Genomic DNA, 21,145 nt, shown 5'->3' with positions numbered 1-21,145 from the left:
ACGGCCGCTCCGGTCGTCGGGATCATACGGTGGGGATCGTCGCGGGCGACAAAGCGGTCCGGACGGGACCGACGGGGACTCACGCGCCCGAGGGTGCCAGCCGTCGGTCTCTGTCACGTTCGTCCATCGGCGGAGAAGTACGTTCGTCCGGGTCGTACTTCGGGTCTTTGAGGTGAGAGCGGGTCACAGGACACGCCGCGGGTTAACGGATAGCGCTTAAGAGGACTTCGAGCCACGTCCGGCACGGTACTAGAAGTCGCGGCAGGATCAAGCCCAGGGCTTGTCTCATGCGACCAAAGTCCCGTCTTCCTGGCGCGAATCGGGAACGTTCACGGACAACACGGCGGGCGCAAGCCCTCTGGACATGGTCGGAGAACGGCGGCGCACAGTCGATGACGAGGACAGGAGACGTCACCGCTCGTCGTCTGTCGGCGTCGGAGTGCGCGCGACGACCACGAAATGATCCGGACGTGGGTGTGGCAACGGGTTCGGCACCGCAGGGACTGCAGGAACACGCCGACGACGTCCACTTGGCTCGAAACCAGAGCCGTGCACCAGAATGGAGAAGGCGTTTCGAGAAGTTCGCAAGCGCGTACCGAGTGATATCTACCGCGGGCGCGGAGCGGCTCCCCTTCCGGCGACGACACGTTCGACGTCCGTCAGGTCGCGGGCCTCGATCGAGGTACTGGCCGAATCCCGTCGAGGGGGCTTGCGGGAACTGCGCCGCGTCGGCGAAGCCCGGGGGCCAGGTCTCGCGTCGGGTCCGGACTTACCAGCAACAACCCCGTCCTCCAGCGGATCGCGAACGTCGTATCATCCTTTCTTACGACGAGGAGGAGGCCCGACCGGATGTTCGAGCCGCGGCTACCGAGGCGTTGAACACCACATCCAGCAGGCGACGCCGCGGAAGACCCCGACGATTACGACGGTCGCCCCGGTCCCCAGGAGAAGCGCGCGGTAGCGAGCGACGCCGTCGCTCTACTATCCCAGCTCCACCGTACCGCCTCTACGCCGCGACCGGCGTCCGCCGACCGATTCTCGACGGGAGATCGTCCGTTCCCGTTCGAGGGGTCGTCGTCCCGCGATCCGGAACCGGACGCCGATGGCCGACGGAAACCATCGCTCGTCGCTGGCAGCGAGTTGAAGGCAGCCCGGTCGGTCGGCCGGGAAGCCGGCGCAGAAAAGGAACGGCACCTGGCGGCGCGGCGAGCGGCTCGCCGTCGACGCTGACAGCGCACGTCAGTTCGCTCGCGTCGAGAGGTCGGCCGCCGCCGGTGCGTGACCGGAACCGATCGCCGGCGCCGCAGCGCCAGTGACCGCCGTCGCGCGGCTCGACGGCCGCGTGGAGGCGGCGACGCAGCGGTTGGAACGACGGCCGCCATCGCGAGGACGCGGTGATGCGCGAGCAGCTAGGACTGCCGGCGACCGGGGCGAGCCGCCCGATCGGAGCGGTAAGGCCGCGCCAGCGGCGGTTGCCGGTTCGAAGACCGCCGGGTGGTCGGTAGGCGGTCGAGCAACGGGTGCCCGCTCCGCGCCGCGCCGGCGCCTAAAAACGTCCGGATCGGACCGACGGGTCGCAGACCGCCGGGTTACATCGTCTTTCCCGGTCCGTTCGTCGGACGAGGAGGCGACGGACGGGACGCGGCGAGCGCCAGGCACCTGCGGCCGCGGGGCGAGTCCACGCCCTGCGTGGGCGGGCGAACCCGAGGGCCGCTGGCGGCCACCAGAGCGCCAGCGCCGACGACCGAGCACGGCCGCGGCCGCCCCCACGTAGCGTCCCGTGGCCCTATTCGCGAGGACCGGACAGACGCCGAACAGCCGCCGACGAGCAAGGCCTCCGGGAGCAGGAAAGTGTCGACTGGCGTCGGGGCGAGCTGGGGCCTGGCGACGCGTCCACGAGCGCTCCGGAGGGGTCTGACAACAGCGCGGCCCCCGCGGCGAGCGCTCGTGCCGCCGAGCTGTGCCCGAGCCGCCGCGAGAGCGCCAGTGGGAGAGGACCGGCGCGCAAGGCCGCATGAGAGGATGGCGGGACCTGAACAAAGAGCACGCGAACGAATCCGGAGGTTGAACGCCAACTGGAACCACACGGCGAAGTCGGTCCGCGGCTTCGGCGCGCCGGCGACCAGCACGCGCCGCGCTACTCGTCGTCGGACGGAGCCGGGGCGTCGAGATCGGTCGGAGGTCGTCCGACGACGACGCGCGGGCCTCGTCCGCGACCGGTGAGCCGGACGGCAGTCCGCCGGCGAGAGTCCTGACGACCGTCGGCGTCCGTTGTGCCGATCGCTCGGCGTTCGCCGTTCCGACGCTCTCGTCACGGTGACGTCGGGAGCGGGGTCGCCTGTCTCTCGTCGAGAGTACCGTCACGGCGCCGGCCCCGTAGCTCCGTTCGACGGTTTACGTTGAAGCCGTCCACCGGCCTTCGTGAGGCACGCCGGGCGTGGGGAAGGCGCTGAGTGATCCGCTGTGGCTCGACGAACACCTGCATCCGTCCCGCGCTGACGAAGGCGCGGCAAACCCGTAACTCGTGCCGGGGATATGTGATCCCGCTGGACCGCGCGGGCCCGAACGCGTCTGGCTCCCGGGAAGCGCCGTCCGTCTCCGGGGTACGCGGCCGTGCCACGTTTGATTCGCTCGTCGTTGCTGATTCGCGCCGCCGCCGGGCCCCCTAGCGGTCGGTTTTTCGAACGTCTCCGCGAACCGTACCGCCGGTCGACGATCCGTCGCCAGCCGTGACCGAAGGCTCGCGTTCGATTCCGACGTAGATCTCCGGGCGAGCGGTCGCCCGGGCGGTCGAGAGCGCGAGGTCGCGACGGGGCCGTTGTTACACCTGGAACGGACCTGATAGCTGCGTCGAGCCCGGTTCGGAGCTGAAGCCCGCGGTCTCCCTCCGCGGCGGTTCGATCGCCTCGAGCCGCCCCGTCGTACTCCCGGGCAGTGGCGGAGATTGCGGACGATTGTCGATGAGTTCCGTGCGGAGAGGTTGCGGAGGCGTGCGCTCTGGTAACGCCTTCGACTGGCGCTGGTGGAGGCATCACCTCGTTGCGCTCGACGCGGCTGAGTGCGGCGAGTGAATGAGCCGCTGCGCTCGGGCTTTGGTCTGAAGCCGTTCTCGACTCCGGTCGACGATCGCTGCTCAGGCGGCCCAGGCGTCGGCCGACCAGAAGAGAAGCGCCGGGCCGAGGTTCGCGCCCGCGAAAGCCGCTGCCTCCGGGAGTGGCGTCGATCGGCCGCCGAGAGCTGTTGCGGAACGTGAGGTTTCGACCGTCGATCTGCGAGGCCCGTCTGGGCCGGGCGGTCCGATCGGGCCGTCCGCGTTCGGCCTGACGGGGTCGAGCGCGATCGAGTCCGGTGCCTCGACGGCCGCCGGGGACTCGGAGACGGCGGCCGCTGGCGACATCGTCCCCGCGACCGGGACGACCAGCAGCAACACCGCGACGAAGACCGAGAGGGCTCTCATCACGCATGAGTTCACCTCCTGATATAAAAAATCCACCTCGACGACCCAGCGCGAGTCCGTGACGCCGACGCCGACCGGCGCCCGTCGCGGACGGCGGGTCTGTCGCGGACCGCCCGTTACGCCGACGCAAACCGGTTATGGAAAGCGTTTTGCCCGGGCCACGAGAGAACCGACGTGCATGCGGAATCCCCCGTCTCGCGTCCTCCTCGTCTCGCTGTTCGCCCTCCTCCTCGTCGGCGGCGGGGTCGCGCCGGTCGCCGGAGACGCGGTCGCGACCTCGCCGTCGCCGGCGCTCGACGCGGCGGCCCCGCACGGACAGCCGAGCGACGTCTCCCTCGCGTCGCCGAGCGTCGAGGCCGTCGCGGGTCCCGTCGGACAGATCGAGTCTGACTTCGACCCGAACACGGCGACGCGGATCCGGATCGAGCCGACGCCGGACCGCGACGCGCGGTGGGAGGTGTCGGTCAGGTACGCGCTCGCCGACGAGACGGAGGTCAGGGCGTTCGAGACCGCCGGACAACGGTTCCTCGACGGCGAGGTGGGCCCCGGCCCGGCGCTGTTCGAGGGGCTCGCGCGGGAGGCGAGTCGGAACGTGGACCGGACGATGCGGATCGAGAGCGTCGACCGCGAGGTGATCGTCCACGAGGACCCGTCCGAGTTCGACGTCGGCGAAGAGGGGACGGCCGCCGTCGGCGAACTCCGCCTGACGTTCGTCTGGACGGAGTTCCTCGGGGCCGACGGCGAGAACCTCGTGGTGGGCGACGCGCTGACGACGCCCGAGGGAACGTGGCTCCGGTCGCTCGGTGAGGGGCAGACGCTGGAGATCGCGACGCCGGACGGGTACGCCGTCACGGGAACGCCCGGATCGACCGTCCAGATACGCGACAACGCCGTGACGATCGAGGGTCCGCGCACGTTCGGCGAGGACGAGCGGGTCGCCGTCGTCTACGCGCCGGCGGGCACCACGGGGCCGCCGTGGGAGATGTTGACCGCGGCGATCCTCGTCGCCGCGCTGCTCATCGCGGGAAGCGTCGTCGCCTATCGGCGGATGGGAGACAACGACGCCGGCGGGGCGACCGCGAACGGTTCGAACGGCGACGGCGTCTCTCGGGCGACGACCGCGGACGACGACTCGAGTTCGGGTGCGGCCGCCGCCGGTCCCGTCGGCGGGGAGAACGGCGACGCGGCGACGGAGGCGGAGCCCGAAGAGGACCTCTCGCTGCTCTCGGACGAGGAGCGAGTCGAGCGGCTCCTGACAGACAACGGCGGGCGGATGCGACAGGCCGACATCGTCGCGGAGACCGGCTGGTCCGACGCGAAGGTCTCGCAGCTGCTGTCGGCGATGGCCGACGAGGGGCGCGTCGAGAAGCTCCGATTGGGCCGCGAGAACCTGATCTCGCTGCCCGACGACGCTGACGTCGACGGCGGCGACGGGGGCGACGACGGCGGCGGCGCGGACGACGACAGCGCGAACGACGACGACGGTCACGTCGACCGCAACAGGCGGTAGGGAAGTCGTCGCTCGGTCCGCTCCGGGGGTCCGGGCGAAGCCAACTCTTCGCGGCGAGTGAGGCGTTCCGAAAACCCTTACACGGCGAGCGACCCAGTGACTATCATGAAAGTTCTGGTGACCGTCAAGGAGGTCGCTGAGGCCGACGACGACTTCTCGATCGAGGGAACAGACATCGCGGAGTCCGACCTCGAGTACGACCTCAACGAGTGGGACGACTACGCGGTCGAGGCCGCGGTCCAGCTGGCCGAGGCCGGTATCGCAGACGAAGTCGTCACCGTCACGATCGGGCCGGAGCGGGCCGACGAGACGATCCGTATGGCGCTCGCGAAGGGCGCCGACCGGGCGGTCCGCGTCTGGGACGACGCCTTCGAGGGCGGGTTCGCCGACGTGGCCGCGAAGGTCTCGACGATCGAGGCCGTCGTCGAGGCCGAGGATCCGGACCTCGTGCTCGGCGGCGTGCAGGCCGCCGACACCGGGTTCGGCGCGACCGGCGTCGCGCTCGCCGAGCGGATCGGCTTCGAGCACGCCGCGGTCGTCAACGACCTCGAGGTCGACGCGGACGCGGACGTCGCCCACGTCCACCGCGAGCTCGAGGGCGGCGTCGAGGAGCTGACCGACGTCGACCTCCCCGCCGTGTTGACGGTCCAGACCGGACTCAACGAGCCGCGCTACGCGAGCCTGCGCGGCATCCGGCAGGCCCAGCGCAAGGAGATCGACGCGAAGGACCTCGCCGACTTGGGACTGACCGCCGAGGACGTCGAGAGCGCGCTCGCGATCACGTCGATGTACGAGCCGGAGAGCGAGTCCGACGCCGAGATAATCGAGGGCGGCGCGAGCGAGGCCGCGGGACGCCTCGCTGAGGTCCTGCGTGACAAGGGGGTGGGCGCGTGATGTCCGACGTGCTCGTCGTCTCGGAGCACCGCCGCGGCGAGCTCCGCGACGCCTCCTACGAGGCGATCACGGCCGGCCGAGAGCTCGCCGACGCCCGCGGCGGCGACCTCCACGTCGCCGTCATCGGCGGCGACGTCGACCGCTTCGCCGAGGACCTGAACCGCGAAGGCGTGGACGCGATCCACGTCGTCGACGACGGGGAGGAGTTCGACCACAACGTCCACCAGGCGGCGATCGCGGCCCTGCTCGATCGGACGGACGCCGGCACGGTCGTGGCGCCGAACTCCGTCAACGGGCTCGACTACGCGCCCGCGGTGGCCGAGGACCGCAGCCTGCCGCTGGTGACTGACGCGATCGGCTTCGAGTACGACGGCGGCCTGACGGTCACCCGCGAGATGTACGGTTCGAAGGTGGAGACGACCGTCGACGTCGACGGCGACCGCCACGTGCTCACGGTCCGGGGCGGCGAGTGGGCGCCCGCGGAGGGCGTCGGCGACGCCGCGATCGAGTCGGTCGACGTCGACCTCCTCGAGTCCGGCGCGCGCGTCACCGGCTTCGAAGAGGTCGGCGGCGGCGACGTCGACATCGCCGACGCCGACGTGCTCGTCTCGGTCGGCCGCGGCATCGAGGAGGAGGAGAACCTGGAGCTCGTCGAGGAGCTCGCCGACGCGCTCGGCGCGACGCTTTCCGCCTCCCGGCCGATCGTCGACAACGGCTGGCTCCCGAAGAACCGGCAGGTCGGGCAGAGCGGGAAGGTCGTCACCCCCGACGTGTACCTCGCGGTCGGTATCTCCGGCGCGGTCCAGCACGTCGCCGGGATGAAGGGGTCCGACACCATAATCGCCATCAACACCGACCCGAACGCGCCGATCTTCGACATCGCCGACTACGGCATCGTCGGCGACCTGTTCGAGGTCGTCCCCGAACTCGTCGACGAGTTCGCGTAGGCGGGACCCCCCGTCTCGGCAGCAACGTTCTTTGACTCCGGCGGAGTAGCGGACGGTCAGACGGCGCTCCCGTCGACTCGAAATGATCCCGATCCGCGCGGCCGTCCCGACTACCGAGGAGGCGAGAGCGCTGCTCACCGGGATCCGGCGAGCGGCCGCCGTCGACGTCGAACTCGACGCCGTCGCCGCGGAATTGGGCGACGACGAGCCGGACACGGCACTGCTCGACCTCGTCGCGGCCCCGTTCACGTCCGTCGCCGACGTCGACGAGCGGCTGGCGCGGACCGAGTCGTACCTCCGAGAGCGCGGCGACCGGCGCGCGGTGTTTCTCACGGTGTACAGCCGGATGACGGCGACCGTTCGGACCGCGATCGACGACGGCGCGTTCGTCGACCCCGAGTGGGCCGCGTCGTACCTCGTCGCCTTCGCGGAGCGCTACCGTCGGGCGTTGGTCGCGTTCGAGCGGCGGGCGTTCGAGGCGCTCCCGCGGCCGTGGCTGATGGCCTTCGCCGCCGCGGCCCGGGGCGAGACGCTCGTCGCGCAGGACGCCCTGCTGGGCGTCAACGCGCACATCACCTACGACCTCACGTACACGCTCGGCGACGTCGGGATCGACCCCGACCGCGACGCGAAGCGCGAGGACCACGACCGCATAAACGCGGTCCTCGCCCGGCTCGTCCAGACCGCGCAGGACGCGCTCGCCGAGACGTACGCCGCGACCGAGATCGCCGGGATCGACCGGCTGCTGGACCCCCTCGACGACCGGTTGGCGCTGCTCGGGCTGAAGGGGGTCCGCTGGTTCGCCTGGCGGAACGCCGTGTTGCGCGCCGACCTCCCGACGTGGGCCGGCGAGCCGTACGTCGACTGGCGGACCGAGACCGTGTCGACCGGCGCCGCGGCGGCCCTGCTGGCACCTGACGTCGACGCGAGCGCGCGGCTACGTGACGCGGAGACCGACGTCGACGCGGCGGCCGCGTTCCGCGAGGCGGTCCGGCGTCGGACGTAGGAGCGGGCGGGTCCGGCCGCCTCCGCGAGCCGCCGTCGCCGACCCGTTCTCGGTTCGTTTATCACCCCGCCGACCCTCCGATCCGGCATGAGCGAGGCCGACGAGCAGACGGCTGCGACCGCGACCGGCCGGGAGATCTGGATCGAGAAGTACCGGCCGCAGTCGCTCGACGACATCCACGGCCAGGAGGACATCGTCGAACGGCTTCAGAGCTACATCGAACAGGACGACATCCCGCACCTGCTCTTTTCGGGGCCGGCCGGCGTCGGGAAGTGCGTTACCGGTGAGACGCCCGTGTTGACTGACTCCGGAGTGAGGCCGATAGAAGACGTGGTCGGTGACACGGACGGTTTCGGCGAATCCGAAGACGAGATTCGGATCGCGACGATGACCGACCGGAACGATTTCGAGTACGTTGAACCGTCGCACGTGTTCGGAAAGCGTGCCAAGGAACTCGTGGAGGTAACGACTCGTGACGGCACCGAGTTCCGAGTGACTCCGGAACATAAACTCCGGGTCATCACCCACGAGGGGTTCGAGTGGATTCCCGCTGGGGAGCTGTCGGACGGCGATCGGATCGCTCGGCCAAGCCGGCTGCCGACGCCAGCGACTAATCGGACCACTGGACCGACGCTGCGGTGGTACGACGAGATGAACCCGGAGCGGACAGAGGTGACGCTCGATGCCGAGACCGCAGATGACCTGAACCTCGATCGGACGGTCCCCTTGTCAGCGCTTCGTGCGACAGCCGACGGCGTGGACAGTTGGGTGAACGGCGTCGAAGCGATCGAATACGTCAGACAAGGCCGTCGGTCGCGTTCGATTACCCCACCGACGGACGTGACGCCGGAGCTGGCACGATTCGTCGGCCTCGCGATCAGCGAAGCCCATATCGACGGTGGACGGATCAAGTTCTACAACACCGACGACGCACTGCTCGACGCGTTCGATTCGGCCGCACACGACGTGTTCGACGTGGAAACGAGGCGAGGGACGCAAAAAGACGTCCCCTACGTCGCGATCGGTTCCCGAACGCTGACCCACTATCTGGAATCGGTGTTCGACGCGTTCGCGAGCGCGAGCGGCGAGAAGGGGATCGGCTCGAATCTCGTCACAGCCGGGACGGACGCGCGAGCCGCGTTCCTGCGCGCCATGTTCGACGCCGAGGCCCACGTCAGCGCCAACGGGATAATCGAACTGACGCAGCGAAACTCAGGGCACATCACCCTGATTTCGTACCTCCTCACGACGTTCGGTATCTCCACCCGCCGGAAGGAACTCCAGAAGTCTGCGACCAACGGATCTGGTGTCGAACGGACGTGTCACGCGCTGTATATCTCTGGAGCGCGGGAACTGCGACGGTTCAGAGATGCGATCGGATTCACCATCGCTCACAAATCTGATCGGCTTGACGAGCACGCGCAGAAGGAGGCGAACCCCAATTACGACACGATCCCGAGCCAGACCGTTCTTCGGGATCTCTGTCGTCGGCTCGAGATCCCGATCACCGAGCATCTCCCGAAGAGTCTCAACCCGGAGTCGCCCGGAAGAGAGCGCTACTGTTCGGTTCTGGACAGCGTGGTCGACGCCGCAACGAAACAGATCGAAAACACGCAACGGGCGCTCGAACGCCTCGAATCGATCCGACCGGAACTCGAAGCGGCGACGGCCGTCCCGACGACATGGATCGAGAGCCGTGGGGAACTCGCTCCGATCGAAACCAGAAAGCAGGTCTCTGAGGTGGTCGGTGCGCGCTCGGATCGCCTCCTGGAATACAGCGACGGTCGCCGGACGCCGCGGGCGAATCGGGTGGTACGAATACTCGGAGAGTTGGATCGACCGGTCGAAGACGTTCAGATCGATCACGTGGAGACCGAACTGAGCGAGTGTATCGATCTGCTCGGCGTGGAGTACGCCGAAGTCGTGGACGGTCTCCAGATAGAGACGCCAGATCTCACGAATCTTCTTCGATCAGACGACTCTACGTTGACGTCGCTTACCCGGCTCGAAACGGTAGCAGATCGCCTCAGGGAGATCGCCACGGATTGGCTATCGTTGGAAACCGTCGAACTCCTTGATAAGGCGTCTCGGATCGCAAACGCCGATCTGCGGTACGACGAGGTAGAAACGGTCGAGAGCGTGGCGGCCGACGAGCGCGTCTACGACCTGACCGTCCCGGGGACGCGAAACTACGTCGCCGGGGAGAATCCGACGGTGATGCATAACACCACCGCCGCCACCGCCATCGCCCGTCAGGTGTACGGCGAGGACAACTGGCGCGGCAACTTCCTCGAACTCAACGCCTCCGACCAGCGCGGCATCGACGTGGTTCGCGACCGGATCAAGGGGTTCGCGCGCTCGTCGTTCGGCGGCGACTTCCGGATCGTGTTTCTCGACGAGGCGGACTCGCTCACGTCTGACGCCCAGTCAGCGCTCCGCCGGACGATGGAGCAGTTCTCCGACAACACGCGCTTCATTCTCTCGTGTAACTACTCGTCGAAGATCATCGACCCGATCCAGTCGCGCTGCGCCGTCTTCCGCTTCTCGCCGCTCTCGGACGCGGCCGTCGCCTCGCAGACGCGCGAGATCGCGGCCGCGGAGGGGATCGAGGTGACCGACGAGGGGGTCGACGCCCTCGTGTACGCGGCCGACGGCGACATGCGCCGCGCGATCAACTCGCTGCAGGCGGCGGCGACGACCGGCGACGTCGTCGACGAGGAGGCGGTGTACGCGATCACGGCCACCGCCCCCCCCGAGGAGATCGAGTCGATGGTGACGAACGCCCTGGAGGGCGACTTCTCGCGGGCCCGGGCCACCCTCGATACCCTCCTCACGGAGACCGGGATGGCCGGCGGCGACGTGATCGACCAGCTCCACCGCTCCGTCTGGGAGTTCGACCTGAGCGAGCGCGAGGCGGTCGCGCTGATGGAGCGGATCGGCGAGGCCGACTACCGGATCGCGGAGGGGGCCAACGAGCAGGTCCAGCTGGAGTCGCTGCTCGCGTCGCTTTCGTTAGAAGAATAGGTCGGTTCCGGTCGCGCCTCGTTCCGATCGCGGCGCGTGAACGCGGTTATGTATACGGGATCGGCGTTGGGAGCGGCGTCCTAATCGTCTCCGAAGCTCCAGCCGCTCGCTTATAAGCGGGTGACACCGGATCGACGATGAACGCCTCCAAAGCCCCAACCCCCCTTTGAATCCCGTCCCGCACAGCGACCGTACCTCACACCTCCCCGGCCTCGCCGCTCGCGCCTTATAAAGGCGCTCGCGGCGTCCCTCGCGCGGCGCTCCTCGCGGCCGCCGGTGGCGGCCGCTTGCAGGCGCGCGCCACCGCAGGCGCCTTCAGATATAAATCATAACCGCTGTTCCGGGACGCGCTTTTTAAGCCGAGCGCGCACCGATGAGGGGTACAGAATGCTCGTCGTCGTCTCAGACACCCACTCGCACGAGGAGTCGAAGCTGCAGGGGCGCACCGCGGAGGCGGTCCGCGCGGCCGACCTCGTCGTCCACGCGGGCGACTTTCACCGCGAGCCGGTGCTCGACGCCTTCGAGTCGGCGGCGCGGACGCTCCGCGGCGTGTACGGCAACAACGACGACGCCGCGATCCGCGATCGACTCCCGGAGGTCCGGACGGTCGAGTACGCGGGCGTGCGGTTCGCGGTCACCCACCGCCACCGCAGCGGGGACACCGGGCTGGTCATGCTCGGTCGGGGGCGCGACGCGGACGCCGTGATCTGCGGCCACAGCCACCGCCCGCGGTTCGACGACACCGGCGGGCTGCCGATCGTGAACCCGGGAAGCCACGCGCGGAGGCGGGGAAACCGGCCGGCGCACGCCGAACTGGACCCGGTGTCGACGGGGGCCGGGGGCGAGACGAGTCCCGGCGCGGCGAACGCGCTCGACGGGCGGCTCGTCACGCCGGACGGCGAGGTCTTCGAGACGTTCCGGATCGAGCCGTGAGAAGACGCCGCCCGCGCCCTCCCCCTCCGCGGGCGGGACGCGACACCCCGTGAGGCGGACCGCGTCGAGGGCTCGGGACGGCCGGTAGAGGACCGGCCGGCCGGATGGAGGGGGCAGGGGAAGCGGGGGTCGTCGACGGACCGAACCGTTCGACCCGAAGCGATCTCGGGGTAGAGGGCCGAAGCGGGGGTCGCGTTTCCACGTTACGCCGGCGATATCTTATACCTAGCTTAGGGACAAAGACGTGCTTTAGTCACCCCGGGGGACGCGGGTGCCGAAACGCATAACACCGTCCCGACGGATTCGACAGTATGCTCTCGGTAGAACCGCTGTTCGTCATTATTCTCGTCGGCCTGCTCGGGCTCTTCTTCTTCGGGTTTCTGCTCGTCCGGCGCACCTTGACCGGACTCCGCGAAGGGTACGAGGACGGCCAGCGGTAATGGTCGTCGCCACCGTTCTCACCCTCGGCGTCGCCGGCGCGGCGAGCCTCTTCATGGCGTGGTCTATCGGCGCCGGCTCGTCGGGGTCGACCCCGTTCGCCCCGGCGGTCGGCGCGAACGCGATCTCCGTGATGCGCGCCGGCCTGATCGTGGGGGTGTTGGGGCTGCTCGGCGCGGTGTTGCAGGGCGCAAACGTGACCGAGGCGGTCGGCACCGAGCTGATCGGCGGCGTCACGCTCACCGCCGGCGCGGCCATCGTCGCGCTGGTCACCGCCGCGGGACTCGTCGCGATCGGCGTGTTCGCGGGGTACCCGATCGCGACCGCGTTCACGGTCACCGGCGCGGTAGTCGGGGTCGGCCTCGCGATGGGCGGCGATCCCGCCTGGCCGAAGTACTCCGAGATCCTCACGCTGTGGGTGCTCACGCCGTTCGTCGGCGGCGGCATCGCCTACGTCGTGGCGCGGTCGCTGATCGGCGAGCGCCTCCCGGAGCGACCGCTCACCGCGGCGCTCGCGGGGCTCGTCGGCGTGATCGTCGCGAACGTCGGGTTCGCGCTGTTGGGCCCGCCGGGCGAACAGGCGTCGCTCTCCGAGACGGTCGGTCCGGAGCTCGGCGTCGGCGCGATCGGGACCCCGCTCGTCACGGTCGCGGTGGCGGCGGTCGTCACCGCCGCGGTGTATCTCGACCTCGGTCGCGACCGCGAGGGGGCCCAGCGCCGGTTCCTGCTCGCGATGGGCGGGCTCGTCGCGTTCTCCGCCGGCGGGTCGCAGGTGGGACTCGCGATCGGGCCGCTCGTTCCCCTGTTCGTCGGCGACGCGGGGATTCCCCTGTGGGCGCTGCTCGTCGGCGGCGGCGTCGGCCTGCTGGCCGGCTCCTGGACCGGGGCGCCGCGGATGATCAAGGCGATCTCGCAGGACTACGCGTCGATGGGACCGCGGCGGTCGATCTCGGCGCTCATCCCCTCGTTCGCGATCGCGCAGACCGCGGTCGCGTTCGGGATCCCCGTCTCGTTCAACGAGATCATCGTCTCCGCGATCGTCGGCGCCGGCTACGCCGCCGGCGACGCGGGCGTGAGCCGGGCGAAGATGGGATACACGGTGTTCGCGTGGATCGGGTCGCTCGTGGGGTCGCTCGCGCTCGGCTACGGGATCTACTCGGCCGTGCAGTTCGTGCTCTGAGCGAGGTGACGAGCGTCGAAGCCGTCGGAATTCGGGTAGTTGTATATGAACGGGATTGTCCGCGAGGCATCGGTGAATGCCCGCGAAGCCACAACCGCTCGTTTATACATGCCTGTTGGTGGATCGACGGAAGGTGTCCAAAGCCTCAGCCGCTCGTTTATACCCGGTGACTGCCGATCGATGGTGAACACCGCCAAAGCCCCGGCCGCGAGGACGGCGCACGCTCGCTTCGCGCCTCACTCGGTCGCTATCGCTCCCTCATTACGGTGCTTGCGTCGTCATCAGAACGCGTAACGTTCTGATTGGCTCACGAGAGCGGAGCTCTCGTGAACGCCTGCGCCGTCCTCGCGGCTGCCCCTTTGAGTCCACCCCGCACCGCAACCGCAGCCGCAGCCTCACGCCTCCCCAGCCTCGCGGTTCGCGCTCTGCGAGCGCTCACCGGCTCCCTCGCGCGTGCACCTCGCGCCCTACGGGCGCTCGGCGGCACGCGCCGACCGCGAGCGTGAGTGTATTAGCATCGATATCGGCTACTCGTCGCCCGGGTACGTCGGAATCCGCCCGGACCGTGCGCTCCCGTCGACGAACGGCAGGGCGGCGCGCGTCGCCGCGACCTCCTCGCCGTCGACGCGCACGGTGACCGGATCGAGGTCGGCGTCGAACCGGACCAGCGCCAGCGCGATCGGACCGCCCGAGGCGGGACCGACCGCCGCGCGGGTCACCTCGCCGACCGCCTCGTCGCCGGCGAAGACGGCCGCGCCGGACGTCGGGAGGACCTCGTCGTAGCCCTCCGGGTCGGCGTCGCCGTCGATCGCGCCGGTCGCGTCGGCGAGTCCGTCGAGCCGTAGCCCGACGAGCCGTCGGCTTGGCCGCCCCTGGTTCTCGACGCGAGAGACGACCTCCTGTCCGACGTAACAACCCTTCTCGAAGTCCAGGGCGTTGCGGAGGCCGAGGACGTTCGGCACCGTTCCCTCCAGCTCGTACTCGAAGAGCGGCGTGCCCGCCTCGGCGGAGAGCGCGTCCCACGTCCGGTAGCCGAACGGGGCCGCGTTGAGCCCGCGGTTGATCAGCGTGTCGAACACCTCCTCGGCGTCGTCGGCCGCGCAGACGACCTCGTAGCCCTCCTCGCCGAGGGGGGCGTCGCTCGCGATGACGGTGACGCCCGCGTCGACCATCGAGCCGCGAACGAAGGAGAGCGGCTTCTCGGGGGCGCCCGGGCCGCCGAGCACCGAGGCGACCTTCTCGGTCGACTTGGGCCCGTGGACGCCGAACACGCCGAACTCGTCGGAGGCGTCCTCGACAGTCACGTCCTGGATGAACACCTTGTCCGACCAGTCCTCGGCGACGTCTTCGGTGCGCTCGGGCGGGAGGAACACGAGCAGTCGCTCGTCGGCGTTGTACACGTACATGTCCGTCTCGATACCCCCCTGGGGGTCGAGCAGGAGCGCGTACACTCCCTGCCCGTCCTCGGCCGGGACGCGGTTGGAGACGGCGTTGTCGACGAATTCGACGCGGTCGTCGCCGGTGATCGCGAGCACTCCGTACCCCATCTCGATCGCGCCGACGACGTTGCGGACCGCCTTCCCGACCCGCTCTGGCTTCCCGTAGTGGTCGACCACCTGACGGCCGCCGCGGTCGCGGTACGTCGCGCCGTGGGCGCCGTGCGTGCCGGAGACGAGAGTCATACCCCGATCGACGCCGGGGAGCGGCAAAAGGTCGCTGGCTCGTCGTCGGGTCGCGAGCGCGTTCGGTCGCGACGCGACCGCGGCGGCGCGAGGGCGGACGGACTTACAGCCCGAGCCGGTCCCGGATCGTGTCGACGATCCCTCCCGGCGGGTCGTCGGCCGGCGCCTCGGGATCGGGGATCACGCGATCGTGCGCGTAGACGCGGACCCGCTCCTCGCTCTCGACGGTGATGAGCGAGTCCTCTTTCAGGGCTGAGAGCGCTTCCTCGACGGCGTCGATGTCGGCGTCGACGGCCGCGCGCAGCTCCAGCACCGTCATCCCCTCGTCGCCGCGGTCGACGAGCGCGTCCAGCAGCGCGACCTCGACGTCGGGCCGGTCGCGGTATTCCGGCTTTGCGGCCATGCGCGTTAGTTAAACAGGACGGGGTTTACCTCTACCGGCGAGCGCTACCGGACCAGCCGCGAACAGGAGCCGCAGAGGTTCTCCTCTTTCACGTCGACCTCGCGGACGGTCGGGGAGAAGGACATGACGCACTTGCTGTTGTCGCAGTGCTCCAGCCCGAGGGTGTGGCCGATCTCGTGGACGACCTCCTTTCGGACGCGGTCGGAGAACACGTCGACCGCGGGCTTCGTGGACACGCCCCCGTCGGAGGAGGTGCGGAGCCGGTGTGTCGAGATCACGGAGCCGTTGCCGTTGAGGTACGCCAGTCCGAACACGTAGTTCCGGCGGCGGTAGTAGAGGTCCTGCGGGGTGATTCCGATGTTCTTCTCGCCGCCGCCGACCCGGCTGACCGTCTCGATCAGGTCCTCGGCGCGGTACTGGTCGCGACCCTCGTCGTAGGCGGTCTCGGGGATCGGCTGATCGTCGTGGACCGTGACGTCACAGTCGTACACCGATCGGAGCGCGGCGGAGGCCTCCCGTTTCACGCGGGGGGTGACCTCCCCGACGGGGACGATGTCCACGAGCATGGAACCGCTTATGACCGCCCCAATCATAAAGCCCGCGCCGTGGTCTCGCCACCCCGCCTCGCGCTCGTCGAGGAGCTCGCCCGCCACGACCGGCTGCTAGAGGTCGGCGTCGGCGACCGCCCCGGAGTCGCGCGGTCGCTCGCCGAGCGCGGCCGCGACGTCGTCGCGATCGACGTCGCCGTCGGCGAGCGCGCGCTGGCGACCGCCCGGGAGACCGAGGCGGCGACGGTCGCGGGATCGCTGCGCGCCGTCGAGGCCGACGTGCTGGCTCTCGCGGCGGCGACGGACGCCGAAGCGGGAGCCGAGGCCGACTCGACCGAGGCCCATCCGTCCGAGGGCGAGTTCGACGCGGTGTACGCGTGTAACCTCCCGGCGGAGCTCCAGCGCCCGACGGTCGCGCTCGCCGAGCGCCTCGACGCCGCGTGCCTGTTCACGACTCTCGGCTTCGAGGAGCCGACGGTGCCGGTCGGTCGCCGGTCGCTCTCCGGAACCACCGTCTACGTCGCTCGCGGCGGCTCGGCGGGGCCCGAATCCCCGGGCGTCGATCGCGGACGGTGACGGAGTTCCGGCCGAATCGGCCGCGAACCCGAACGTTCTTTCCCCCACCTGCCGGCGTACGGGTATGCAGGTCGACGCAGTCGTTCTCGACATCGACGGCGTCCTCGTCGACGTGGGCGACTCGTATCGACGGGCGATAATCGAGTCCGTCGACAGGGTGTGCGGCAAGACGATCGACCGCGACACGGTCCAGGCGTTCAAAGACGCCGGCGGGTTCAACAACGACTGGGAGCTGACGGACGCCGCCGCGCTGTACGTGCTGGCCCGCCGCGAGGGCCTCGGGATGGACCCCGACGCGTTCACCGACCGGGTCGCCGAGGCCGGGGGCGGCCTCGCCGCGGCGAAAGCGGTCGTCGGCGACCTCCCCCGAGTCGCGCAGGCCCGGGTGCGAGACCAGTGGGACACCGAACGCCTCCGCGAGACGTTCCAAGCGCTGTACCTCGGCGAGGAGTTGTACCGCGAGCTGGAGGGCGGGGAGCCGCCGCTGTCGGCGCCGGGGTACATCCACGACGAGCCGACGCTCGTCGACCCCGAGACGATCGCCGACCTCACCGAGCGGTTCGACGTCGGCGTGTTGACGGGGCGACCCGCGGCCGAGGCGGAGATCGCCCTGGAGCGCGTCGGCCTCGACGTCCCCGAGGACCGGCGGTTCACGATGGACGACTGGGAGGAGGGGAAGCCGCACCCCCGCGCGCTCGTCGCGCTCGCGGAGCGGTTCGGCGCGGAGCGCGTCGCCTTCGCCGGCGACACCCTCGACGACGTGCGGACCGCGCGCAACGCCGACGACGAGGACGCGAGCCGGGTCTACTACGGAGTCGGCGTCCTCACCGGCGGCCTGACCGGCGAGGAGGGACGACGGAAGTACGCCGAGAACGGGGCCGACGCCGTCGTCGAGGACGTGAACGAACTGGTCGAGCTGCTGGAGTAGCCGAGGCGAAGCGATACCCGTCGCTCGCGGGGACGCTTGCCGCGAGAAAATGGGCCTTGCCGGATTTGAACCGGCGATCACTCCGTTATGAGCGGAGGGCTTTGAGCCAGACTAAGCTAAAGGCCCGTGCCAATCTGAAGTATAACAGACTCATTCTTTAGGTTACCGCATTAGCCCAATCAGATCCCGCCGAGAGCCGAATCTGGTCTATCTTCCAAGTATCAGTTAGCGTCCATTTGGTTGTTGTTCGCGGCAGATTCGAATCGGGACGTGGTGGTTGATTCCCCTGCCTCTTAGGTAGAGACGAGAAATATACGTCAGGAGTTCTCAGACCAGATTAAATACCCCTACGGCAATTCCACCCAATACAATTAACGCCAATAATAGTAATAGAGACCTTGTCAGTCGACCGTCGGTGTTGTCTACTTTAACAACATCTGGATGTGCGCTTTTGTCGATGTTCGGGTTTTCTGACTCTTGATTGAACCACGGTCCGGTATCCTTTCCGGCCTCTCGTTTCAGAGCCCGCTCGGCTTTCTCAATCTTGAGCTGTTGACAATCGTGCGACTCGGGTAGCCGGTGCTCCGAGCAAAACACCTCACCACATCGCTTGCATGTGTACGGAAGACCAGCCAAGTTGCAACCACAATGGTCGCAATCCATGATTGCGCGTTTACCGGCTTTGGTATAGATGTATTGATAACAAATCCGACAAACACACGCCACGCGACCAGTTCGCGAAAGAAGACGCCGAAGCCAGGACTCGAACCTGGGACCGCCTCGTGACTGTGACGTTCGGGGGAAGTCCGCCGAGCGTCGTAACAGCGAGGCGCTCTACCAACTGAGCTACTTCGGCTCATCTTTCGGTACTCGCGTTGTTTTGATATGGCTTTCGTTTCCGCCCGACTCGGCTGCGACGGACCGCGCGGGCGCGTCGAGTCGTCGGCGGCCGGTTTTCCGAATGATTCGCCGCCCCCGCGACCGACACGTTTTCGGCCGGACCGCGAGAGATCCGGACATGGACGATTCCGAGGCCGGCGATCCCGAGTCCGACGCCCTCGAGGCGGTTCTGTCGCGCGTCCGCGACCGGGTGGTCCCGGAGCCGGCGGAGCGCGAGCGTCTGCGAGCCGTCGCCGAAGAGCTCGTCGAGCGCGCCCGCGGGGCGATCGCCGATCTCCCCGTCGAGGCCGACGTGGTGCAGGTGGGGTCGACGGCCCGCGGGACGTGGGTCTCCGGCGACCGCGACATCGACCTGTTCGTCCGGTTCGAACCCGGTCTCGACCGCGCCGAGCTGGAGGAGTACGGGCTCGCGGTCGGCCACGCCGTCCTCCCCGACGGCCACGAGGAGTACGCCGAACACCCGTACGTGAAGGGGACCTACGAGGGGTTCGACGTCGACCTCGTCCCGTGTCACGACGTGGAGGCCGCCGCGGAGCTCGTCTCCGCGGTCGATCGGACCCCGTTCCACGACGCGTACCTCTCCGCGCGGCTCGGCGACGAGCTCGCCGCCGACGTCGTGCTCGCGAAGGCGTTCCTGAAGGGGATCGGCGCCTACGGGAGCGACCTCCGCACGGAGGGGTTCTCCGGGTACCTGACGGAGCTGCTCGTGTTGGAGCTCGGCGGGTTCGTCCCGCTCGTCGAGTCGGCCCGGAGCTGGCACCCGCCGGTGGAGTTCGACCCCGAGGGGCACGCCGAGGCGACGTTCGACGACCCGCTCGTCGTCGTCGACCCCACGGACCCGACCCGAAACGTCGCGGCGGTCCTCTCGGCCGCGAACGCGGCGCGGTTCCAGCACTACGCCCGCGAGCTGCTCGCGTCGCCGCGCGAGTCGCTGTTCGAGCCGCAGGACCTCGAACCGCTCGACGTCGCGGCCGTCCGCGACCACCTCGACCGGCGGGAGACGACGCCGATCGCCGTCGTCTTCGACGCCCCCGACCTGGTCGACGACCAGCTGTGGCCGCAGCTCCGGCGCTCCCTCGACGGGGTCGTCCGCGGGCTGAACGCGCACGGATTCGACGTGCTGCGCGCACAGGCGATGGTCGACGACGACCGGGCCGAACGCGGCCCGACCGGTCCCGTCCGCGCCGCGCTGTACGCCGAGCTAGAGGTCGACGAGCGGCCGGCAGTCGAGCGCCACGAGGGCCCGCCGGTCGCGGTGCGGAAACACGCTGCGAACTTCTACGAGTCGTACGCCGACGACGTCGACCCGGAGACGTACGGCCCGTTCATCGACGGCGATCGGTACGTCGTCGAGCGGGAGCGGGAGTTCACGACGGTGCGAGCGTACCTCGAGAGCGACGCCGCGGGCGACGACGCGCTCGGGGCGCAGGTGACGCGGGCGTTCGCCGAGCGCGACGTGCTGGTCGGCGACGCCGTCGCGACGCTGGCGCCGACGTTCGGGACGACGCTCCGCGAGTTCTACGGCCGACCCCGTGATCGGCTCGCTTCGCCGCTGCCGGTCCCGCGGTCTCACCCCGAGACGCGGTCAGAGATCAGATAGACGAGGGCGACGATCGCCACGAGGACCGCTCCGACGGCGGACATGAACGCCGCGACGCGCGGAAAGGCGAGCCAGAAGGCGACGTAGAAGGAGAAGCCGAACGCGAGGAGCCCGGCGATAACGACGCCGCGGGTGGGATTCTGCACGGCGGCGACGAACACGCGCTGCGGCAGCGTGAGATCGCCGAACGACGGTGCGTCGTCGCCGAAGTCTCCGGTCGCGTCCTCCGCGGTCGCGGCGCTCCGGTCCGGGTCGGCGGGGTCCGGACCGCCGGCCGCGCGCTCGGTGTCGGCCCTCTTGTCCGACCGGCTCTCGGCGTCGTCAGTCACGGAAGGCAGTACGTCCCGGAGGGGCCTTTACCTGTCGCTCCCGGGCGTCGCGTCCGGGGAACGGCAGATCCGCGGGTCACACGAGCGCTCCGACGAGCGCCGCCCCGGCGAGAAAGCCGGTCAGCGCGGCCGCCAGGTTCGCGGCGGCGAACCCGACCGCGACGCCCGCGTCACCGCCGCTCGCGGTCGACACCGTCTCGACGGCGAACGACGAGAACGTCGTGAACGCGCCGCACGCGCCGACCGCGACGAGCAGGGTCGCCGGCGAGCCGATCGGCGCGGCGAGGACGGCGCCGAGCGCGAGGCTGCCGAGCGCGTTGACTGCCACCACGGAGCGGCGCCCTTCGATCCGGAGCCCGACGGCGTGTCTGGCGACCGCACCGATCGACCCACCGACGCCGACGAGCGCGGCCGCGAGGATCGGTCCCGTCACGACCGCCCCCCGACCGCGAGACCGCCGAGCGCGGCCGCGAACCCGACCGCGTAGCTCGCGGCGACGTACCCGGTCCCGGCGAGCGCCCCGAGCGCGACGGCGTCGCCGACGAACGTGCTGTAGGTCGTGAACGACGAGAGCGCGCCGGTGCCGACGAACAACTGCGCGCGGGTCGTCGTCGCCCGAGAGACCAAGAGGCCGAGCGCGAACGATCCGACGGCGTTGACGACGAGCGTGCCGGCGCCGGTGGGAGTTCCGACCGCGACGGCGACGGCGTGTCTGGCGACCGCGCCGAGGAAGCCGCCGGCGGCGACGAGCAGAAACCCGAACGGCGTCCGTTCCATACGAACGCGTCGC

At 69.5% G+C, this 21,145-nt stretch carries 19 protein-coding genes and 2 tRNA genes; 11 read left to right on the top strand and 10 right to left on the bottom strand.

Annotation, left to right across the window (positions count from 1 at the left end; all coding sequences use genetic code 11):
* Positions 1 to 3,133 precede the first annotated feature (3,133 nt).
* On the bottom strand, positions 3,134 to 3,457 hold the full coding sequence (locus DJ82_RS02085) for a hypothetical protein (protein WP_094580940.1): 324 nt from the start codon (positions 3,455 to 3,457) through the stop codon (positions 3,134 to 3,136).
* A 178-nt stretch (positions 3,458 to 3,635) separates the two neighbouring features.
* On the opposite strand from DJ82_RS02085, the gene DJ82_RS02080 reads away from it, so the two are divergent.
* The 8 genes from DJ82_RS02080 to DJ82_RS02050 all read left to right on the top strand — a co-directional run bounded on the left by DJ82_RS02080 (position 3,636) and on the right by DJ82_RS02050 (position 13,389).
* A complete protein-coding gene (locus tag DJ82_RS02080; RefSeq protein WP_094580939.1) occupies positions 3,636 to 4,967 on the top strand; it encodes a hypothetical protein in 1,332 nt (443 codons plus the stop codon).
* A gap of 105 nt (positions 4,968 to 5,072) precedes the next feature.
* Positions 5,073 to 5,861 (top strand): electron transfer flavoprotein subunit beta/FixA family protein, encoded by a 789-nt coding sequence (locus DJ82_RS02075; protein WP_094580938.1) that lies wholly within the window; start codon positions 5,073 to 5,075, stop codon positions 5,859 to 5,861.
* Complete coding sequence (locus DJ82_RS02070; protein ID WP_094580937.1) at positions 5,861 to 6,808, top strand: electron transfer flavoprotein subunit alpha/FixB family protein; 948 nt, start codon at positions 5,861 to 5,863, stop codon at positions 6,806 to 6,808. Before DJ82_RS02075 ends, DJ82_RS02070 begins: the two co-directional genes overlap by 1 nt.
* Before the next feature lie 82 nt (positions 6,809 to 6,890).
* On the top strand, positions 6,891 to 7,814 hold the full coding sequence (locus tag DJ82_RS02065; protein WP_094580936.1) for a DUF5995 family protein: 924 nt from the start codon (positions 6,891 to 6,893) through the stop codon (positions 7,812 to 7,814).
* A gap of 87 nt (positions 7,815 to 7,901) precedes the next feature.
* On the top strand, positions 7,902 to 10,838 hold the full coding sequence (locus tag DJ82_RS02060) for a replication factor C small subunit (RefSeq protein ID WP_241881379.1): 2,937 nt from the start codon (positions 7,902 to 7,904) through the stop codon (positions 10,836 to 10,838).
* 387 nt (positions 10,839 to 11,225) lie between these two features.
* Entirely contained in the window at positions 11,226 to 11,771 is a 546-nt protein-coding gene (locus DJ82_RS02055; protein ID WP_094580935.1) for a metallophosphoesterase, read from the top strand.
* Positions 11,772 to 12,082: 311 nt separating this feature from the next.
* Complete coding sequence (locus DJ82_RS15440; RefSeq protein WP_254922009.1) at positions 12,083 to 12,211, top strand: hypothetical protein; 129 nt, start codon at positions 12,083 to 12,085, stop codon at positions 12,209 to 12,211.
* Positions 12,211 to 13,389, top strand: coding sequence for an inorganic phosphate transporter (locus tag DJ82_RS02050; protein ID WP_094525624.1), 1,179 nt, complete (start codon positions 12,211 to 12,213; stop codon positions 13,387 to 13,389). Before DJ82_RS15440 ends, DJ82_RS02050 begins: the two co-directional genes overlap by 1 nt.
* A gap of 527 nt (positions 13,390 to 13,916) precedes the next feature.
* Here the strand turns inward: DJ82_RS02050 and DJ82_RS02045 are convergent.
* The 3 genes from DJ82_RS02045 to DJ82_RS02035 all read right to left on the bottom strand — a co-directional run bounded on the left by DJ82_RS02045 (position 13,917) and on the right by DJ82_RS02035 (position 16,040).
* Complete coding sequence (locus DJ82_RS02045) at positions 13,917 to 15,071, bottom strand: aminomethyltransferase family protein (RefSeq protein ID WP_094580934.1); 1,155 nt, start codon at positions 15,069 to 15,071, stop codon at positions 13,917 to 13,919.
* Positions 15,072 to 15,174: 103 nt separating this feature from the next.
* Complete coding sequence (locus DJ82_RS02040) at positions 15,175 to 15,474, bottom strand: DUF6432 family protein (protein ID WP_094525628.1); 300 nt, start codon at positions 15,472 to 15,474, stop codon at positions 15,175 to 15,177.
* Positions 15,475 to 15,518: 44 nt separating this feature from the next.
* Entirely contained in the window at positions 15,519 to 16,040 is a 522-nt protein-coding gene (locus DJ82_RS02035; RefSeq protein WP_094525630.1) for an archaemetzincin family Zn-dependent metalloprotease, read from the bottom strand.
* Positions 16,041 to 16,079: 39 nt separating this feature from the next.
* On the opposite strand from DJ82_RS02035, the gene DJ82_RS15435 reads away from it, so the two are divergent.
* Positions 16,080 to 16,598: a UPF0146 family protein gene (locus DJ82_RS15435; RefSeq protein WP_094527801.1), complete on the top strand. Its 519-nt coding sequence runs from the start codon at positions 16,080 to 16,082 to the stop codon at positions 16,596 to 16,598.
* 64 nt (positions 16,599 to 16,662) lie between these two features.
* Entirely contained in the window at positions 16,663 to 17,526 is an 864-nt protein-coding gene (locus DJ82_RS02025) for a TIGR01548 family HAD-type hydrolase (protein WP_094557212.1), read from the top strand.
* A 50-nt stretch (positions 17,527 to 17,576) separates the two neighbouring features.
* Here the strand turns inward: DJ82_RS02025 and DJ82_RS02020 are convergent.
* The 3 genes from DJ82_RS02020 to DJ82_RS02010 all read right to left on the bottom strand — a co-directional run bounded on the left by DJ82_RS02020 (position 17,577) and on the right by DJ82_RS02010 (position 18,382).
* Positions 17,577 to 17,652 (bottom strand) — tRNA-Ile (locus DJ82_RS02020).
* Between the two features lie 201 nt (positions 17,653 to 17,853).
* Positions 17,854 to 18,189, bottom strand: a complete 336-nt coding sequence (locus DJ82_RS02015) for an AN1-type zinc finger domain-containing protein (RefSeq protein WP_241881378.1) — start codon at positions 18,187 to 18,189, stop codon at positions 17,854 to 17,856.
* Positions 18,190 to 18,274: 85 nt separating this feature from the next.
* Positions 18,275 to 18,382, bottom strand: a tRNA-Asn gene (locus DJ82_RS02010).
* Between the two features lie 162 nt (positions 18,383 to 18,544).
* Here DJ82_RS02010 and cca point away from each other — a divergent pair.
* On the top strand, positions 18,545 to 20,026 hold the full coding sequence (gene cca, locus DJ82_RS02005) for a CCA tRNA nucleotidyltransferase (RefSeq protein WP_094580933.1): 1,482 nt from the start codon (positions 18,545 to 18,547) through the stop codon (positions 20,024 to 20,026).
* Here cca and DJ82_RS02000 read toward each other — a convergent pair.
* The 3 genes from DJ82_RS02000 to DJ82_RS01990 form a co-directional block, all read right to left on the bottom strand.
* The gene (locus tag DJ82_RS02000) at positions 19,996 to 20,355 is read right to left on the bottom strand and encodes a hypothetical protein (RefSeq protein ID WP_094525638.1); all 360 of its coding nucleotides are present in this window, start codon (positions 20,353 to 20,355) and stop codon (positions 19,996 to 19,998) included. The two genes, cca and DJ82_RS02000, sit on opposite strands and share 31 nt — an antisense overlap.
* A 76-nt stretch (positions 20,356 to 20,431) precedes the next feature.
* A complete protein-coding gene (locus DJ82_RS01995; protein ID WP_094525640.1) occupies positions 20,432 to 20,788 on the bottom strand; it encodes a CrcB family protein in 357 nt (118 codons plus the stop codon).
* Positions 20,785 to 21,132, bottom strand: coding sequence for a CrcB family protein (locus DJ82_RS01990; RefSeq protein ID WP_094557214.1), 348 nt, complete (start codon positions 21,130 to 21,132; stop codon positions 20,785 to 20,787). Before DJ82_RS01990 ends, DJ82_RS01995 begins: the two co-directional genes overlap by 4 nt.
* Between the last annotated feature and the right edge of the window lie 13 nt (positions 21,133 to 21,145).

The organism is Halorubrum sp. Ib24 (assembly GCF_002252745.1).
Classification (GTDB): domain Archaea; phylum Halobacteriota; class Halobacteria; order Halobacteriales; family Haloferacaceae; genus Halorubrum.
This window is presented reverse-complemented; position numbering and strand designations above follow the sequence as displayed.

Excerpts from the sequence above, each read along its gene's own strand:
- DJ82_RS02060 (WP_241881379.1), top strand. The coding sequence starts at position 7,902 with ATGAGCGAGGCCGACGAGCAGACGGCTGCGACCGCGACCGGCCGGGAG.
- DJ82_RS02055 (WP_094580935.1), top strand. The coding sequence starts at position 11,226 with ATGCTCGTCGTCGTCTCAGACACCCACTCGCACGAGGAGTCGAAGCTG.
- DJ82_RS15440 (WP_254922009.1), top strand. The coding sequence starts at position 12,083 with ATGCTCTCGGTAGAACCGCTGTTCGTCATTATTCTCGTCGGCCTGCTC.
- cca (WP_094580933.1), top strand. The coding sequence starts at position 18,545 with ATGGACGATTCCGAGGCCGGCGATCCCGAGTCCGACGCCCTCGAGGCG.
- DJ82_RS02035 (WP_094525630.1), bottom strand. The coding sequence starts at position 16,040 with ATGCTCGTGGACATCGTCCCCGTCGGGGAGGTCACCCCCCGCGTGAAA.
- DJ82_RS02015 (WP_241881378.1), bottom strand. The coding sequence starts at position 18,189 with ATGGATTGCGACCATTGTGGTTGCAACTTGGCTGGTCTTCCGTACACA.
- DJ82_RS02045 (WP_094580934.1), bottom strand. The coding sequence starts at position 15,071 with ATGACTCTCGTCTCCGGCACGCACGGCGCCCACGGCGCGACGTACCGC.
- DJ82_RS02070 (WP_094580937.1), top strand. The coding sequence starts at position 5,861 with ATGTCCGACGTGCTCGTCGTCTCGGAGCACCGCCGCGGCGAGCTCCGC.
- DJ82_RS02050 (WP_094525624.1), top strand. The coding sequence starts at position 12,211 with ATGGTCGTCGCCACCGTTCTCACCCTCGGCGTCGCCGGCGCGGCGAGC.
- DJ82_RS02025 (WP_094557212.1), top strand. The coding sequence starts at position 16,663 with ATGCAGGTCGACGCAGTCGTTCTCGACATCGACGGCGTCCTCGTCGAC.
- DJ82_RS01990 (WP_094557214.1), bottom strand. The coding sequence starts at position 21,132 with ATGGAACGGACGCCGTTCGGGTTTCTGCTCGTCGCCGCCGGCGGCTTC.
- DJ82_RS02065 (WP_094580936.1), top strand. The coding sequence starts at position 6,891 with ATGATCCCGATCCGCGCGGCCGTCCCGACTACCGAGGAGGCGAGAGCG.
- DJ82_RS02040 (WP_094525628.1), bottom strand. The coding sequence starts at position 15,474 with ATGGCCGCAAAGCCGGAATACCGCGACCGGCCCGACGTCGAGGTCGCG.
- DJ82_RS02075 (WP_094580938.1), top strand. The coding sequence starts at position 5,073 with ATGAAAGTTCTGGTGACCGTCAAGGAGGTCGCTGAGGCCGACGACGAC.
- DJ82_RS02085 (WP_094580940.1), bottom strand. The coding sequence starts at position 3,457 with ATGAGAGCCCTCTCGGTCTTCGTCGCGGTGTTGCTGCTGGTCGTCCCG.
- DJ82_RS02080 (WP_094580939.1), top strand. The coding sequence starts at position 3,636 with ATGCGGAATCCCCCGTCTCGCGTCCTCCTCGTCTCGCTGTTCGCCCTC.